At 39.6% G+C, this 15,389-nt stretch carries 15 protein-coding genes; 2 read left to right on the top strand and 13 right to left on the bottom strand.

Annotated elements, in window-relative coordinates; all coding sequences use genetic code 11:
• Nucleotides 1-204: 204 nt before the first annotated feature.
• The 5 genes from LJE11_RS19825 to LJE11_RS12815 form a co-directional block, all read right to left on the bottom strand.
• Nucleotides 205-327 carry a hypothetical protein gene (locus LJE11_RS19825; RefSeq protein WP_255655967.1) on the bottom strand — a complete coding sequence of 41 codons (123 nt, stop codon included), beginning with the start codon at nt 325-327 and terminating at the stop codon, nt 205-207.
• Between the two features lie 75 nt (nt 328-402).
• Nucleotides 403-2,124, bottom strand: coding sequence for a leucine-rich repeat protein (locus tag LJE11_RS12830; protein WP_008706611.1), 1,722 nt, complete (start codon nt 2,122-2,124; stop codon nt 403-405).
• Between the two features lie 321 nt (nt 2,125-2,445).
• Nucleotides 2,446-2,889 carry a hypothetical protein gene (locus LJE11_RS12825; protein WP_008706612.1) on the bottom strand — a complete coding sequence of 148 codons (444 nt, stop codon included), beginning with the start codon at nt 2,887-2,889 and terminating at the stop codon, nt 2,446-2,448.
• A 175-nt stretch (nt 2,890-3,064) separates the two neighbouring features.
• Nucleotides 3,065-4,732, bottom strand: coding sequence for a leucine-rich repeat domain-containing protein (locus LJE11_RS12820; protein WP_008706614.1), 1,668 nt, complete (start codon nt 4,730-4,732; stop codon nt 3,065-3,067).
• Between the two features lie 179 nt (nt 4,733-4,911).
• A complete protein-coding gene (locus LJE11_RS12815; RefSeq protein ID WP_020993545.1) occupies nt 4,912-5,229 on the bottom strand; it encodes a hypothetical protein in 318 nt (105 codons plus the stop codon).
• A gap of 319 nt (nt 5,230-5,548) precedes the next feature.
• Between LJE11_RS12815 and LJE11_RS12810 the strand changes: the two genes are divergently transcribed.
• Nucleotides 5,549-7,261: a hypothetical protein gene (locus LJE11_RS12810; RefSeq protein WP_008706617.1), complete on the top strand. Its 1,713-nt coding sequence runs from the start codon at nt 5,549-5,551 to the stop codon at nt 7,259-7,261.
• 80 nt (nt 7,262-7,341) lie between these two features.
• On the opposite strand, the gene LJE11_RS12805 is transcribed toward LJE11_RS12810, so the two are convergent.
• The 8 genes from LJE11_RS12805 to LJE11_RS12770 all read right to left on the bottom strand — a co-directional run bounded on the left by LJE11_RS12805 (nt 7,342) and on the right by LJE11_RS12770 (nt 13,204).
• Complete coding sequence (locus LJE11_RS12805) at nt 7,342-8,517, bottom strand: leucine-rich repeat domain-containing protein (RefSeq protein WP_144137059.1); 1,176 nt, start codon at nt 8,515-8,517, stop codon at nt 7,342-7,344.
• A gap of 201 nt (nt 8,518-8,718) precedes the next feature.
• Nucleotides 8,719-9,156, bottom strand: a complete 438-nt coding sequence (locus LJE11_RS12800; protein ID WP_008706621.1) for a BadF/BadG/BcrA/BcrD ATPase family protein — start codon at nt 9,154-9,156, stop codon at nt 8,719-8,721.
• A 327-nt stretch (nt 9,157-9,483) separates the two neighbouring features.
• The gene (locus tag LJE11_RS12795; protein WP_008706623.1) at nt 9,484-10,452 is read right to left on the bottom strand and encodes a Gfo/Idh/MocA family protein; all 969 of its coding nucleotides are present in this window, start codon (nt 10,450-10,452) and stop codon (nt 9,484-9,486) included.
• Between the two features lie 122 nt (nt 10,453-10,574).
• A complete protein-coding gene (locus tag LJE11_RS12790) occupies nt 10,575-10,772 on the bottom strand; it encodes a small, acid-soluble spore protein, alpha/beta type (RefSeq protein WP_022380942.1) in 198 nt (65 codons plus the stop codon).
• A 140-nt stretch (nt 10,773-10,912) separates the two neighbouring features.
• Nucleotides 10,913-11,098, bottom strand: coding sequence for a PspC domain-containing protein (locus LJE11_RS12785; RefSeq protein ID WP_008706626.1), 186 nt, complete (start codon nt 11,096-11,098; stop codon nt 10,913-10,915).
• 131 nt (nt 11,099-11,229) lie between these two features.
• Nucleotides 11,230-12,183, bottom strand: coding sequence for a DUF4097 family beta strand repeat-containing protein (locus LJE11_RS12780; protein ID WP_227296075.1), 954 nt, complete (start codon nt 12,181-12,183; stop codon nt 11,230-11,232).
• Nucleotides 12,180-12,887 carry a DUF1700 domain-containing protein gene (locus LJE11_RS12775; protein ID WP_227296073.1) on the bottom strand — a complete coding sequence of 236 codons (708 nt, stop codon included), beginning with the start codon at nt 12,885-12,887 and terminating at the stop codon, nt 12,180-12,182. The genes LJE11_RS12780 and LJE11_RS12775 overlap by 4 nt, the downstream gene beginning before the upstream one ends.
• Entirely contained in the window at nt 12,884-13,204 is a 321-nt protein-coding gene (locus LJE11_RS12770) for a PadR family transcriptional regulator (protein ID WP_020993548.1), read from the bottom strand. Before LJE11_RS12770 ends, LJE11_RS12775 begins: the two co-directional genes overlap by 4 nt.
• 764 nt (nt 13,205-13,968) lie before the next feature.
• On the opposite strand from LJE11_RS12770, the gene LJE11_RS12765 reads away from it, so the two are divergent.
• On the top strand, nt 13,969-15,372 hold the full coding sequence (locus tag LJE11_RS12765; protein ID WP_173705553.1) for an RsmF rRNA methyltransferase first C-terminal domain-containing protein: 1,404 nt from the start codon (nt 13,969-13,971) through the stop codon (nt 15,370-15,372).
• Nucleotides 15,373-15,389 lie beyond the last annotated feature (17 nt).

The following is a 15,389-nucleotide window of genomic DNA, read 5'->3' as shown; positions in this document are numbered from 1 at the left end:
GTCTCGCACACTATTTTCAGATGCCCGGTTAGTATGCATAAAAACATAAATCATGAGTGCTTACAGGTTTATTATAAGACAAAAAAATAGAATTGTTAAGGTGCATTACAGAATTTAATCCCGCATAGTTACTGAGATAATCCACAGCTGGAATTTAGTTTTTCATTTAAGTCATCACTGAAGTAACGAGAATGCGACGCGCGGTCATTCAACCATATCAATCTTCTTCAGCTTCTGGTGCATAAACAGATTGACGATCATGGAAAATCCCACCGTCAGCAGTCCGCTGTACAGGAAGCTGATCGGTTTGATGTTTCTTCCAAACATTACCGCATCCACTTTCACAGTCAAAATAATATATCTGTGCAGGAAAATTATAAGTCATATGGCGGCTGTTCTGTATTATGAATACTTAATCGTTTTCAACTTTGTCTGCGTAAAAATATCCCCATATATTTTCTTTTTTAATGAATTGATACGGTAGCTTTTAATTGCATAGGTATAAGTTACTCCTTTTTTTAATCCCGTATCTGTAAAATTCTGGGTTTTTCCATTGGTTATCCTTTTCACACAGGTAAAAGGTTTCCCGTTTTCAGATCTCCATACTTCATACCCATCTGTATGTGCTGTCTTTTTCCATCTGACAGTCAGTTTTCTGTCTGTCTTTTTCGTCAGAGACGTAATTTCTGGTTGTTTCGGCCAGAAGCTAACTTCTGCATAAGAATAAGGAGTATAACTTTTCTTCCCGTCCACTCCTGTAGAATAAGCTCTGATTCGAAAACTTATATCTTTTCCATAGTAACTTGAAATTGTAAGCAGTGAAATTGTCGTAGTACAGATATCACTGTTTTTTATATTAAAGCAGGTAGTGTATTTACCTCCAGCTTCTTTTTTCTGAATCAGATATCCGTCTGCCATTTCCGGTTGATTCCATTTCAGTCTGATTTCATCTGTAAAACTCTGGTCGTCTTTCCTCTTAATTCTGGATACCTGAAGTTTTATTTTTTCATCCTGTATATTTTCAGCACTGTAACGGACAGGGATTTGATGTTTTTTTGCAAATTTTTCCGCATAAGATCCTTTGACCGTATAAATTACAAGAGATGGACAATTTTCAAAAGCATTTTCTTCAATCACTGTAGTTGCAGATGGAATAAACAGTTTTTTCAGATTTATGCATGATGCAAAAGCTTTTGACTCAATGAAGTAATTTTCTTTTCCCAGACGTACTTCTTCCAGCCTGTCACTTCCATAAAAGGCTTTCCGTCCAATTCCTTTTACATTATCTCTAATCCGAACTTTACTGACTGAATTGTCAAAATCAGCAACACGGGTTCCCTCGTATTGTGAAGGACCATTATTTTTTACATAATCCCAGTAATCCATTCCCTGCTCTTTTTCATGCCATCCATCTTCACCATTTTCATTGAAAAAGGGCTCAGGGCTTCCTTTCCATGGAAGTCCGCCATCTGCTGACACAAGTACCTTGCTGTCTGCATCAAACGCATCATCCGCTATGGATACTTCTGTACCCTCATAATAATTGATTAAAGCAAAATCATATAATTTCGGACAGTTGCGAAATGCACCACTTTCTACCTTTATTCCTCCAAAAAAGCTTACTTTTCTTAAACTGATACAGTTTTCAAAAGCATCTTTTTTTATTTTGAAATTTTTGTGATGATCCAGTATCCGGATTCTTTCTATCTGATCACATCCTGCAAAAGCACCTTCTCCGATTTCCAGAACTTCTTTTCCTTCATATTTCTCCGGAATACGGATTTCTTTTTCATTCACGCCCTTCTTCACACGATATCCATCGATTTCCGGGACATATTCATACTCCAGTCCTTCTGTACCTTTGTCTTCTGTTTTATCTCCTGTCAGATCTTCCTCTTCGCTATTTCCATCTGTAATCTGTGCAGCATCTGCATTTTCTTCCATATCTGCAAAAGCTGGCATTGTGTCCTCCGTCAGTTCACTGTCTTCCATCCCGAACAGAGAAGATTCCGCATCCTGTACACTTTCTGCAGTCCCATCCGAAAAATCTGCTGCATACACTGGTACACCGGATGCCATTATTGTGCATGCAAGAAGTAATGCAAGTATCTTTTTATTTTTCATAATGCTTTTTCCTCCATTTCCGTATCATTATAAAATATAATAATATTACATTTCATTTTTACTATACCATATTTCTTTCCATTTTCTGTAAAATAGTTTTAAAGCTCATCAAATGTCCCTGATTCAGATATTTATCCAGTACTCCTGTCCGGAAAAATTTTATACCAGAAAAAATTTACTTTCTAATATTCCCGCGATATAAAAAAGCAGAAAAATCTTATCTCTCTTTGGATAAAGCTTTCCTGCTTTTCATAGATTCATTTTTATTCTGGTTTACAATCTCTGTTTTTTCTACTCTTTATTTAGTGTAACTGGTAAACATCAATTCAAAATAAGTTCATTTAAAGGAGGACAAACAAACAACTTTATAAAATAATGCTCCTGCTTAACAATCGCCCGTTTTAAGGCATTTATTACTGAGGATGATTTTATTCGGGTTTCGATGTTTTTCACGAAAGTAGCAAAAAATACCTGCTGGCGGATACACTCGCTTAATGCAAAACGGAAATCCTGCACGCTTTTATCACGATAATCAGAAAATTTTTCATCCTGATATGACAATAGTTTCATACCACAGTAAGTGATGTTAATAAGATTAATCATCATCTCAATGCCCTTGCAGCTCCGTACCATGTAGCTGCATAGCGACCAGAAAGTTTTCTGTTCATAGTAGCTGATTTCAATACCAGCGAAACGAATAAATACTGGTTGTGACTTTAGAGATTCAGGAATCAGATGCAGGGCTATTTTAGCTGTTACATTCATAAAGCCTGAACAATCAACTTTGGCATAGGAACACGCATAATAAAAGGCATTCAGCGACTTTTTCGTAATACCGGATAAAAAGTGTCGGTAAAAAAACGTATGGAATGAGCCGACTCCAAAGCCAGTATTGAGAGTACCAACAGAAACAGCTTTTCAGCTCTTGGGACTGAAATTATTACGCCCAGTACCATCCATATAATCTGGTACCATCTTTAGTTGTACAGTATGCTCTCACATAATAATTTTCATTCTTATTTAGTTTTCCGGTTTTATCTGTATAAGATGTAACATTTCCATTTTTTATAGTTTTAATTTTTCTGTACTTCCGGGCATTTTCATCATATCTGTACAGAATATATCCCTGTGCGCCTTTTGCCTTTGTCCACTTAAACGTAAGGTTTTTCCCCTTCTTCTTTTTAGAAACATCACTTACATTCCCCGGTCGTCCCTGGACAGTCACTGTATTACTCTTCTTACTGTACTGGTCTGTATATATTCCGGCTAATGTTCTCACCCGGACTTTGTATTTCACTGTTCTCCCTGCAGAGCTCTCAGGCTTATATGACGTAGTATTCTGGTCAACTTTGCTTACACATTTATATTTTTTTGTGGCTGTATCATATCTGTAAATATAATATTGAAAAGTATATTCTACCGGAGTCCAGTTTAATGTAGCATTACCATTTTTTGCATCATAAGATACTTTCAGTTTCGGTACCGGTACTGCTGTCGGTGCTGGTATTGTCTTACAGGTCAGATTATGTTTCTTTGCATATTTTTCCGCATAAGAGCCCTTATCCGCGTAAATAGTAATGCCAGAAGCACCATCAAAAGCATCGTCACTGATTGCTGTTATACCGGAAGGCATAATAATACTCATATTTTTGCACTTTGCAAAAGCTTTTGACTCAATCGTTGAAGTTTTCCTCTCAATGAGCACTTTTTTTACATTTGAGCATCCATAAAAAGCTTTCCGTCCAATCACTTCCACAGCAGACCACACTCTTACCGATGCCATTGTATCATCACAATCTACGCAGAATGTTCTGGAATCTCCTTCACTCCAGTCATCATAATAAGAAGTACCATCTTTATCTGTCAGAACATAATTATCATTATCCGTAATTTCCATAAATACCCTGTTCTTGTCTGCAAAAGCCTTAACAGTCTCCGGAATTCCATTATCTCCTGCTCTGAATATTACCTTTGTATCCGCGTCAAAAGAATCCTGTTCTATTTCTGTATCAAAAGAATCATAGTAGGAAACCCCTGTATACTCCCACAGCTTCGGACAATTATAAAATGCCCTGCTTTCTAGCTTCGCTCCCTGATCAAAAGAAACTTTTCTGAGATTTTCACAGTTCTCAAAAGCAGATTTATCAATGCGGATACGATTTTTCCTTCTGTCAGCTCCCTCTTCTGCTTTCACAGTCTTTATGTTTATACATCCGTAAAAAGCTCTCTCTCCAACCTCTGAGACTACTTTTCCATTATACTCATAAGGTATTATGACATTCTCTGTATCTGTTCCCTTTGTCAGGCGGTATGTATCAGATTCTTTAAGATATTGATATGTAAATCCATTCGCATCCGCTTCCCCTGAGGATACTCCTGTTGCTTCATCCACAAATCCGTCTGTATCTGCATCTGATTCCACTTCATCCTGAAATGTATCAGTTTCAGGATCCTGACTATCTGTCTGGAATTCCTGTTTCTCTTCTTCTGCTCCATATTCCTGTACTTCCCCATCAGAAAATGCTGCAGATTCTGATGCATAAACCGGAGCACCGGATAAACCAAGTGCTGCTGAAATAACAACCGCTAAGAACTCTTTTCTATTCATAAAAATTCCTCCATTCCGTGATATTTAACCGTTAATGTTAATATATCACAAGATGGAGGAATTTTTGTAATTATGGCATTAAATGTATTTTGATAGACATGAATCTTATTCTTCCATCTTGTTCCCCATAAAACAAAGAGTCTGCAGCATTTAGCCTGTCTTTTTTAATCTGCAGATCCTCAGGAAATAATCATTGCATAATTTGTGATCCCTCTGGTCCACCGCGTATCAATAACTGGTCTGTTTAATGTCTGATAAGCATCCACCTGTACCATTATCTGTACGGCAGTGTCCAGTCCTTCATTATTTTCATCCTCATTCAGTTCCAGAGATCCGTTGACCAGAAAACTTTGAGCTGTTTTTTCTGCACCATTGGTAATTCCAGTCACAGGCTCAACAGCATCTGCCAGTCCCTGATAAATCCGGTCTCCTACAATAAAAGAATCCTGTTCCTCATAGTTTCCGGCAGGAAGATTCTTCTTATCAACAATATCCACAGCAGCACAACTTCCAGTCTGCATTTCTTCATCTGTATTCGTATCGAAAATCGGTGAATAGGAAAAATCAAAATACCTGCTCTGCGGAAAATCAGACAGATGAAGTGTATCCGTTCCTGCATTATAAAGAAATAATCGATTAACTTAATTTCTTTCACAAACAAATTTACCCGTTTATAAAGTACTATATCTTTTATCATTCTGAAACAATAATTCCTGTCTGTATTTATTTTTTATTTCCGGTTTACAAATCATGAAAAAACGTCTCTTTACAAAGTGAATTTGCAAATTCCAAAAATTTAAAGGAGGCAAAAAAATTATGCCAGGAACATTCAATGGAACAACTTTAACCATTTCAGCTACACCCGTAGACCATGCACTAATTCCCGATGAAGGTGCAACAAACGTAGCGGGAATTGCAATTGTGGGGTCAGATATGTATTGCGTAAAGACAACCGGTCTTAAAACTACATTACTCAAAACGACTGACTACATGGCAACAAAAGCAACTGCCGTAAAAAAAGATCTGAACTGGTTCGCTCTGGGACTTACCAAAATTGGAAATTATCTGTATATGCTTGCAGAAGACCATAAAGGTTACGGCGGTTCTACAACCATCGTAAAACTGGATACCAAAGGCAATCAGCTCGGTACGTACAGTATCAATGAAATTTGTCCAAAAGGCGCATTAGGTATCACTGCTGCTGACGGAACTAACGAGAAATTTATCATTATGCATTACGCTGACAAGAGCAATGCTGGGACATTAACCTTCAGTGTTGTAGACTGGAAGGCTGCTAAAGCAGCAAGTACATTCACAGTTACTAACTCAGGCTTTGGTTATACCACACAGCTCCAGGATATCTACTATCACACTTCATTTGGATTATTTATCCTGACAAATAACACTTTTTCAACACTTCAGAACCGTATTCTGGTAGTTGATTATCATCTTACTGATGATAAAGGTAAAAAATACACTCCATGTGCGGTCATCAATGTAAATAAAACAGGTGAATATAAACAGTACAACCTTGAATCAATCTGTATGAAAGCCAATCACCTTGTGCTTGCATCCAATGTTATAACATCCGATGGAACCGCAGAAGATAAATTCTCTGTACTGGAAGGCATTACCTACTCCGGTAAAACCTATACTTTTGCATGCGGTTTTAGAGCAGGAGCCCGTGTGCCTACCAAAGTAGATCCCAACTATGAAACAACCAATCTGGGATGTGTATCCTTTAACGGAAACAATACTCCATATTTTATAAAACAAAGTCAAGATAAAGTCGCTGTTCTTGGCTACTGTAAAAATTATATGAATACAAGCGCAGGTGTATCTCACTTTAAAACATTCACTGACGGTTTATTAGGTCATGCCAACGGTATGAGCTGTTTTAACGGAAAATTCTTTGTTGTCGCAGGAAATAACAAAGTGGTTGCTATCAGCAGTAACAAAGAGGATGAGGAAATAACATATACAGTAACTCCCAACGATAACGATAAATCATTTGCTCTTAAAGCAATTAATTATTTTTATGAGGCAAATACAGCTTTATTATTGTCCGTTGTTGACGGAACATTAAAACTCTATAAATGTGCATTTGAAAATGAAAAAAATGTAAAAGCCACTTATCTTTGCACACTGATAAATGCCGGTCAGCCTACATCTCAGGATATTTTTTATCACAATAAATTAGGGCTTTTTGTCGGAACCAGTAATCCACATAATGTAAGTGGAGTAACGACTAAAATCACAACAAAAAACACTTTGCTTCATTATAATCTGAAAAAACTTGATGATAGCAAACTTTTATACCCAGATTTTGGATTTGTTACAGATATTCCTGCTAAAGATGCTCAGGGCCGCACATATAACAGTTTTGAACTGGAATCAGTGGCTCTGGATCAAAATAATAAATTAATCGCTGTGTGCAATGCCAATGTCAAAGATGCTACCCACACCAGTGGTTTAGCATCCACTGACGGCTTCTTTCAGTATAATACGCTTGAATTTATTACAGCTTGATTTCGCTACATCAATAACAGCATAAATTTCCATTATAAAAAGCAGGCAGTTTTTCGCCTGCTTTTTATAATTCCAATTTTCTATTTAACAACAACTTTTTTATTATCTGACCATACGCCAAACTGTTTAATACCATTCAACAACGTATATGCATGCGCTTTCAAATAGTAAACTCCCGGTTTTATATTTTTAAAAGTAACTGTATTTTTCTTTTGATTTTTTAATACAATATTTTCTCCTGAATCTGCATTCTTAAGTACGCAATCAAACCCATCACTGTATTTTAAATTTCCAAACTGTGCGGTTACTGTTTTCTTTTTCCCGGTAATTTTTATTAATTTTATATTATCTTTATTTAGTTTAACAGGAGGCATACGCATTTCATTAGACCACCTGCTATAACTTTTTTTACCATTTTGAACAGTATAAGAACGGACTCTGGCAAATCCCATAGTCGGCACTTTTTTTAATATACAGGTTGTGTTTGCAGAATTTTTATTAGCTAATACCTTAGTACCATCATATATTTGATATTGATATCCATCTGCATTCTTTACTTTTCCGCTCAAATCAATTGTAACATAGATTTGTTTGTTTACTATATCTGAATCAACAGATTTTATATACGGACGATTTGTTTCTGGTTTTGAAGCAGTTCCCTCACTTACAAAAGGAATACCATTCATCTTACAGTAATAGTATGCATATGAATTTTTCTTTCCATGAACTGTTAGAGAATCACAATTTATGAACGCCTCAGCACCTATCTCAGTAACTGTTTCAGGTATATATAACGTTTTCAGTTTTCGACAGTCAGCAAATGCAAAAAAATCTATACTTTGAAGATTTTGGGGAAGTTTAACACTCGTCAGTTCACCGCAGTATATAAATGCACTTTGTCCAATTTTTTTCACATTATCAGAAAGTATTACCCTTTTAAGCTTTGGACATGTGCTAAAGGCAAAAACTGGAACAGTATCTACTGAAGCTATCCACTCTACTTCTTCTATATTCAAATTATCTTCAAAACAAAATTTTTCTACTTTAGAAACCGAAGGAAGAAGTGTTATCTTCTTATAATCTCCAGTTGGGTATTCTCCATACACACGGCTCTCTGAAATTTTCAACTGTTCATACTTATTTTTACTTTCAACGGTTATCTGCGATTTCATAGCAGCTTCTGCTGAGACAGATGTAGAAACTGCTGCACACGTTAAAGCAATCAACAATATTTTCTTTACTTTCTTTGACTTCATAGAATCTCCTCCAATCAATAATATTCAGCTATTATCATAATATATCACTAACTATAAAAGATCCTGTATTTCTGGCATTAAAAGTATTCTAATGACCCCGAACCAAAATGCAAATTTAAATTAATCTGTTTCTTCCAAAAAATATTCCATATCTTATCAATTTAATTCCTTTAAGAATCCTATTCATTCCTTCGTCAGTCGTTATGTCTTTTTGATTTCTACAATTAATTTATATTTTTTCCATTTTTCAGTTTCTGATTTCATCTGTTCTGCCAGGTCAAACAGTTCCGCAATGGTAACTCCCAGTCGATTCGCCATAATCTCCAGAAACTTCCCGGTTCCGGCAGAACATTTATCATTCATAAGAAAATCCTGGATCATTCCCTGATCTACCAGGATTACTTTCGTATCCTGACCACCCACATCAATAATTGCACATTCATTTCCCGCCAGTTCTCTGCCACCTCTTCCATGACAGGTAATCTCCGTAATCACAAAATCTGCATAATCCACAGCTACGCGCCCATATCCTGTAGCAGCTACACGAACCCCTTCACTCATTACATCAATCCCCTCATCCAGAAGCCTTGAAGCAATCTCCGAAGCCGTCGAACCAATATCAATTCCAACATAATACAACTTTTCTCACCTACTTTTTTGGTATTTTTATCCATTCTGTTTACTGTAACTTCTATTATACCCTTTCCCATTAATAATCAAAAATTCAAAAATACAATAAAAGCAGGTGGTTTATTCAAAAAAGCTATAAATGATTTTTACCCCACGAACAAGCAATGATACACGACAGATAATGATAAAATCCTCTTTATAAATTTATCTGGTAAAATCAAGACACAATAGATTTTTTGTTACATTTCCATTATAGCAGAAAAGAAAAACCAGTAACGTTTCGGGTATATATCAAAAACATTACTGGTCTTTTTTTATAAGATTATTCCACACTTTTTATTCGATACAGGGAATCTCATAATTCCAGGATTTACGGATATCGTCCATGATTTTCATAATCCTTATTGTCTCTGCATGAGGCATTTCCGGACACTCCAGTTTTCCTTCCTGGATTGCTTTCATGCAAGATTCTACCTCATATTCATATCCTGAGATCTGTTCCGGCACAACATAAGAAGCCACTTCTTTATGTTCGGTATCAAACACTGTAATCTTTTCCGGATTATTGATATTCTGCACCTGCATATATCCTCTGGTTCCGAAAATACTTCCCATTCTGTCTGAGATTTCCCTTGCTCCACACTGAAGGGTTGCCATGCAGTCTCCCTCAAACACCATGGCAATGCTGTCCAGAATATCCACTCCATTCTGAAAGATTGCAGTAGCCTTTACATCCTTTACCTTATCGCCAAGCACCATGGAAGCAAAATTGATTGGATATACGCCTACATCCAGAAGAGCACCTCCTGCAAGCTCCGGTTTACGGATACGTTCCACATGACTTACTGTATAGCTGAGATTCGCCGTAACTGCCGTAACTTCGCCGATCACGCCGCTTTCAATAATATCGTTGATCATCTTTCTGGACGGCATATATCTTGTCCAGATTGCTTCTGTGATCAGAAGCTTTTTCTCTTTTGCAAGATCAAATAATTTCTGTGCCTGCTCTGCATTTACAGTAAATGCCTTTTCGCAAAGTACATGTTTTCCCGCTTCCAGACACATCTTTGCATGCAGATAATGGTGTGAATGAGGGGTTGCGATATAAACCAGTTCAACCTCATCATCTGCCAGCATTTCCTCATAGGATCCATATGCTTTTTTTACTTCATATTTCTGTGCAAATACCCGGGCACGTTCCAGATCACGGGCAGCAACCGCATACACCTCCACACCTTTCATTTCTGCCACTGTTTTCGCCATAGTAGAGGCAATGCCTCCTGCTCCCAGAATACCTAACTTCATTTTATTGTCCTCCCATATTTATAGCAGATAAAATTATCCACTTCGCTACTTACTCTAATTTTACAGCATCATCGCCCGGAGAACAAGTTTATTCCGTTATATGTTTATCCCATATCATTCATTTATTTTTTCAGTTTCTCTTTTTTTCGTTTCGTCATCAACCCTCCGATCCTTCCAGTCTCTTTCGCAGACAGACTTTTCCATCCATCACTCAATACCCTGTCCAGCAGTCCCATTTCCTCTGCAATTTCATACTTCATTCTGACCTCCGGCAATAATTCTCCATCAAGATAAGCTTTTATTTCCTTCTCTTTATCCAAAACAGCCCACACTCCTTTTCTTTGGAGTATGGGCTGTTTTCTTAATTTTTATACTGTATTTCATTCAAACGGATATTCGCAATCCGCTTCGCTGCCTGCCTGATTCGGTTAAACTTCTGTCTATTGCAGATTGAATTCTGTTATCTTTTGGGAATAATAATTGCCGCAATGATATATGCCCAGATTCCCGCACCGCCAAAGCAGGTAAGGATCACCCATGCCAGACGCACCAACGTAGGGTCAATATCAAAATATTCTGCGATTCCTCCACATACACCGCAAAGCATACTGTTTTCTGATGATTTGTATAAACGTTTGTCACCCATGTCCATTTCCTCCTTAAATCCAGATTAGTCGAGCAGATAAAATCATCCGCTTCGCTACTTACTCTACACCGAATAACTTCCTGATTCGGTTAAATACCACTTTTATTTCTGCACGTCAGAGTACATGCTCTTCAGGATATCTGCAAATCTCTGTGCTCTTTCCCGGAGAAATCTACTGATATATTTCCCATACCGCACTCCAGATCCAGTTTCCTGTCTGCACCTTTATTGGAAATGGTTTTCTCCCGTCCAAGTCCACTGTAGGAATCAGAACCTACATCCAGATTTCCCACTCCACATTCCAGATCATAATTATAATCCTCCTGCATACCGGTCAGTGTCAGATCCAGTTCACCCAGACCACATTCTCCATCTGTCTTCCTGGCGCTCAGATCTGCAAATGTCATACTTCCGGTTCCGATTTCCAGATCTGCCTCCCTTGCAGTCACCGGATTCTTACTTTCAAATTCCCCGGCTCCCATCTCCACACTCAGCTTCTCTGTCTCAACATCTCTGTTCAGATAAACAGTACCTGCACCCATCTCAATCTCCAGCTCCTGAAGCTTAACATCTTCCGGATAGGAGATACACACCTTTCTGTTTTTAGACAGTTTTTTCGTGCTTCTGACCTTAAGAGTATCCGAACTCTCCTTCACTGTCACATTCTTCCCACTGTCATCATAAACTCTGACACAGAAACTGTCGCCCTCTTCCAGAATCAGCTCATCGTACTTCAGCTCTATATCCAGCTTTGTGGGCTGATACTTCAACTGATATACAGTGCCATCTTCCTCATTCTCATCAACAGCGCGGGCATAATCCTCACTGTCGTCACAGTCGTCGCTGTCGTCATAATCATCGCTGTCATAGTCATCGCTGTCATCATAATCATCATCGTCATCATAATCATCGCTGTCATCATAATCATAATCCCCGTCTGCCACCAGAAGCACCCTTTTCAGACTTTCCACCCCTGTCAGTTCCGACATACTGGCTCCCATAACACCACCAGCAGCTGTCAGCCCGATTCCCACAGCACCGAAAATCCCCGCTGCGATCAACATTCCTTTTGTAAACTTCTTCATTTAACCTCCTCCTTTCTCTTTCTGTAAAGCAACCTGTTAAAAAAGTCAGTAATCTTCCGAAACCATTTCGGCACAATGTGTACTGCGATGCTAATCAGTCCTAATATCATAAGGATTGCCAGAGCAATCATCAGACATCCAATTCCTATGGTCATGATCCCGGTTCCGGTCATTACAGCCAAAAGCCCTGCTCCAGCCACAACAGCTGCAATTCCGCCAACCAGTAAAGCCATAGCACCTATGCCCAATCCAACGATCAGCCAGAACGGAAGCAGTAAGATTCCAACTGCAAATGTCAGAATCCCGCCAACAGCCCCCTTAACAAAAGGAGAAATAAAAACCAGCAGGATCACCGCAAGGATCAGCACCGCCTGATTCCCCTTTCTGAAAAAACGCTTCCCTGTTCCCGACTCTTCTCCATATCTCTCAGGCATCTGTCCTCTCTCTTTAGTCCGGGCATCCTCATAGCCATGCTCCGTATATTCTCCATACTCATAGCCTCCTGCCGAACCTTTCAGATCCGCCTTGATGATCGCCGCAACCTTCTTGGGACTTCCAAGTTCCCTGAGCACCGAAGCTTCATTCTCAGCTCCTGCATCATCGAAATAACTATTATAAAAATCAAGGGCATCCTGCCTCTCTGTCTCGGAAATATCAGCAAGCAGCTTCTCCAGCTCCTGCATAAACTGCGCCCTGTCCATCATCCTATTCCTCCCTCAAACATCCCGCTTATCTTGGATGCATAAATTTTCCATTCAGCTTTATAAAACTCCAGCTGCGCAGCACCTCTGTCCGTCAGCTTATAATAACGCCGGTTACGCCCTGCATACGCCATATCGTAAACCTCCAGACAATCATCCTTCTGCAGCCTCCTGAGCACCGGATACAAAGTAGACTCCGAAACATCCAGAACTCCACGCACATCCTGCGTGATCTTATACCCGTAAGTCCCTTCCTTCTCCTTAGAAACAACCGCCAGAACAACCGCATCCAGAAGCGCAGCACCCGTATTAAAAACCATATGCTCACTCCCTCGTTTCAATTATGTTCTGTACAGACAGCATCATCTCTGCAATCCAGCCTTAGAGCGTGTCTGAAAAATGCTCCAGACTATACCAAAGGTAAACGCCATTTCACATCTGATACATTTATTCCATCCTGTTCACATACTATACAGAACATCAATATTGTTTTGTTAACGATATTATATGATGTATAATATGATTTTGTCAATACTATTTAGCAAAAATCATTTATACTTTATAATCATATTGATACCTTTACTGAAAATACCTCCTTAACGTCTTCCGGTTCACTATAGCGATCCTCATAAATAATGCATTTAAAAGCATTGCCATATATCAATTTCTTATTTCATAAATTACTGCAAACAATCCAGTCCATCATAGAATGAAGTCCTGCTGAACTGTCTTGATTGCATTATTTTATTAAATTGCTATAGTATTTCAAAAACTTAATATTCCATAAACCTCACGTTATACTACAGTTATTTTCAGTAAACAGCGCAGGAAAATATATCTGTCTGAGTGCATTTGCAGGCATCTTAGATCTTCTTAGCCGGTAGAAATCTGCGTTATGGAGAAAAATCGCAACCTGTCTGAGCGAAGCCTGCAGCGGAGCGAGTTTTGCATTTTTCTCCATGCTTTTAGCAGATTTTTACCGACTTAGAAGATCTTAGATGCCGAAACCGCACTCAGACAGATATATTTTCCTGCGCGTCCCCCACCCACCAATCAAAACTACAGCAAAGGAACCCAACCCATTATGAACGAAAATACAACACACCTCCACCCCGCATTCCTCACCCGAATGAAAGAAATGCTCGGTAACGAATACCCCGCATTCCTCTCTAGCTTCAGCGCTCCCCGAACCTACGGCCTGCGCATAAACACCTCCAAGATCACCTGCGAAGACTTCGAAAACCTGTCTCCATTTCCAACCCGTCAGATCCCATGGATCAAAAACGGCTACTTCTACGATGAAGACATCCGTCCTTCCAGATGCCCATACTACCAGGCCGGCCTCTACTACCTTCAGGAACCCAGCGCCATGACCCCCGCCTCCCGCATCCCCATCGAGCCGGGTGACAGAGTCCTGGACCTCTGCGCAGCCCCGGGCGGCAAGGCAACTGCAGCAGGCGCAGCACTTCAGGGACAGGGACTTCTGGTAGCAAACGATATCAGCACTTCCCGCGCCAGAGCCCTCCTTCGCAACCTGGAACTCTTCGGCATCCCAAATGTCTTCGTAGCAAACGAAACACCTGCAAAGTTAACCAAGGCATTCCCCGAATTCTTTGACAAGATCATCCTGGATGCTCCATGCTCCGGAGAAGGAATGTTCCGTAAAGAAGAAGCCCTTGCCAAAGACTGGACTCCTGAAAAATCCATGGAGCTTTCCGAAATCCAGAAAGAGCTTATCCTCCAGGCAGCCGATATGCTCCGTCCCGGCGGACTGATGCTTTACTCTACCTGCACATTCGCGCCTGCAGAAGACGAACAAACTGTTTCCTGGCTTCTGGAAAACCGTCCTGACATAGAACTGGCAGAAATGGAAGATTATGAAGGCTTCTCCCATGGAGTTCCTGAATGGGGAAACAAAAATCCTGAGCTTATCAAATGCATCCGGATTTTCCCACACAAAATGAATGGAGAGGGACACTTCCTTGCGCTCTTCCGTAAAAAAGGACAGGCCATCAAGGAAAGCTCCCGTCCTCACACAAAACCGGACAAAAACGCATTTCCACTGATTGAGGAATTTCTGAACGAAATCGGTCTGAAAACCCTCTGCAGCCAGCCATTTGACTGGGAACGTGTGGAAATCCGCGGTGATAAAGCCTACTATCTTCCCCCGGTTGCCCACAACTTCCGTGGCATCACCTTCTTAAGAAACGGTCTCTATCTCGGTGACCTGAAGAAAAACCGCTTCGAGCCGTCTCAGCCACTTGCACTGGCGATCCGCAAAGATGAAGCAGAAGCAGTCATCTCTCTCTCCGCTTCTGACGAAAGGATCACCAGATATTTAAAGGGTGAAACCTTAAATATCGAACCCGAAGAAGCAGCTCACAAAAAAGGCTGGCATCTCCTCTGTGCAGATGGATATCCCATTGGCTTCGGTAAACTGGTCAACCAGATCCTGAAAAACAAATATCCGGCAGGGTGGCGCGTATAACACGCGCTTATCCCTGC

This window comes from Blautia sp. DFI.1.216, from assembly GCF_020594215.1.
Taxonomy (GTDB): Bacteria; Bacillota; Clostridia; order Lachnospirales; family Lachnospiraceae; genus Blautia_A; species Blautia_A wexlerae.
The sequence above is the reverse complement of the archived record's forward strand: the minus strand, read 5'-3'. Positions and strand labels throughout refer to the sequence as shown.

Excerpts from the sequence above, each read along its gene's own strand:
- LJE11_RS12795 (WP_008706623.1), bottom strand. The coding sequence starts at position 10,452 with ATGAAGTTAGGTATTCTGGGAGCAGGAGGCATTGCCTCTACTATGGCG.
- LJE11_RS12820 (WP_008706614.1), bottom strand. The coding sequence starts at position 4,732 with ATGAATAGAAAAGAGTTCTTAGCGGTTGTTATTTCAGCAGCACTTGGT.
- LJE11_RS12780 (WP_227296075.1), bottom strand. The coding sequence starts at position 12,183 with ATGAAGAAGTTTACAAAAGGAATGTTGATCGCAGCGGGGATTTTCGGT.
- LJE11_RS12805 (WP_144137059.1), bottom strand. The coding sequence starts at position 8,517 with ATGAAGTCAAAGAAAGTAAAGAAAATATTGTTGATTGCTTTAACGTGT.
- LJE11_RS12765 (WP_173705553.1), top strand. The coding sequence starts at position 13,969 with ATGAACGAAAATACAACACACCTCCACCCCGCATTCCTCACCCGAATG.
- LJE11_RS12825 (WP_008706612.1), bottom strand. The coding sequence starts at position 2,889 with ATGAATGTAACAGCTAAAATAGCCCTGCATCTGATTCCTGAATCTCTA.
- LJE11_RS12785 (WP_008706626.1), bottom strand. The coding sequence starts at position 11,098 with ATGGGTGACAAACGTTTATACAAATCATCAGAAAACAGTATGCTTTGC.
- LJE11_RS12775 (WP_227296073.1), bottom strand. The coding sequence starts at position 12,887 with ATGATGGACAGGGCGCAGTTTATGCAGGAGCTGGAGAAGCTGCTTGCT.
- LJE11_RS12810 (WP_008706617.1), top strand. The coding sequence starts at position 5,549 with ATGCCAGGAACATTCAATGGAACAACTTTAACCATTTCAGCTACACCC.
- LJE11_RS12830 (WP_008706611.1), bottom strand. The coding sequence starts at position 2,124 with ATGAAAAATAAAAAGATACTTGCATTACTTCTTGCATGCACAATAATG.
- LJE11_RS19825 (WP_255655967.1), bottom strand. The coding sequence starts at position 327 with ATGTTTGGAAGAAACATCAAACCGATCAGCTTCCTGTACAGCGGACTG.
- LJE11_RS12770 (WP_020993548.1), bottom strand. The coding sequence starts at position 13,204 with ATGGTTTTTAATACGGGTGCTGCGCTTCTGGATGCGGTTGTTCTGGCG.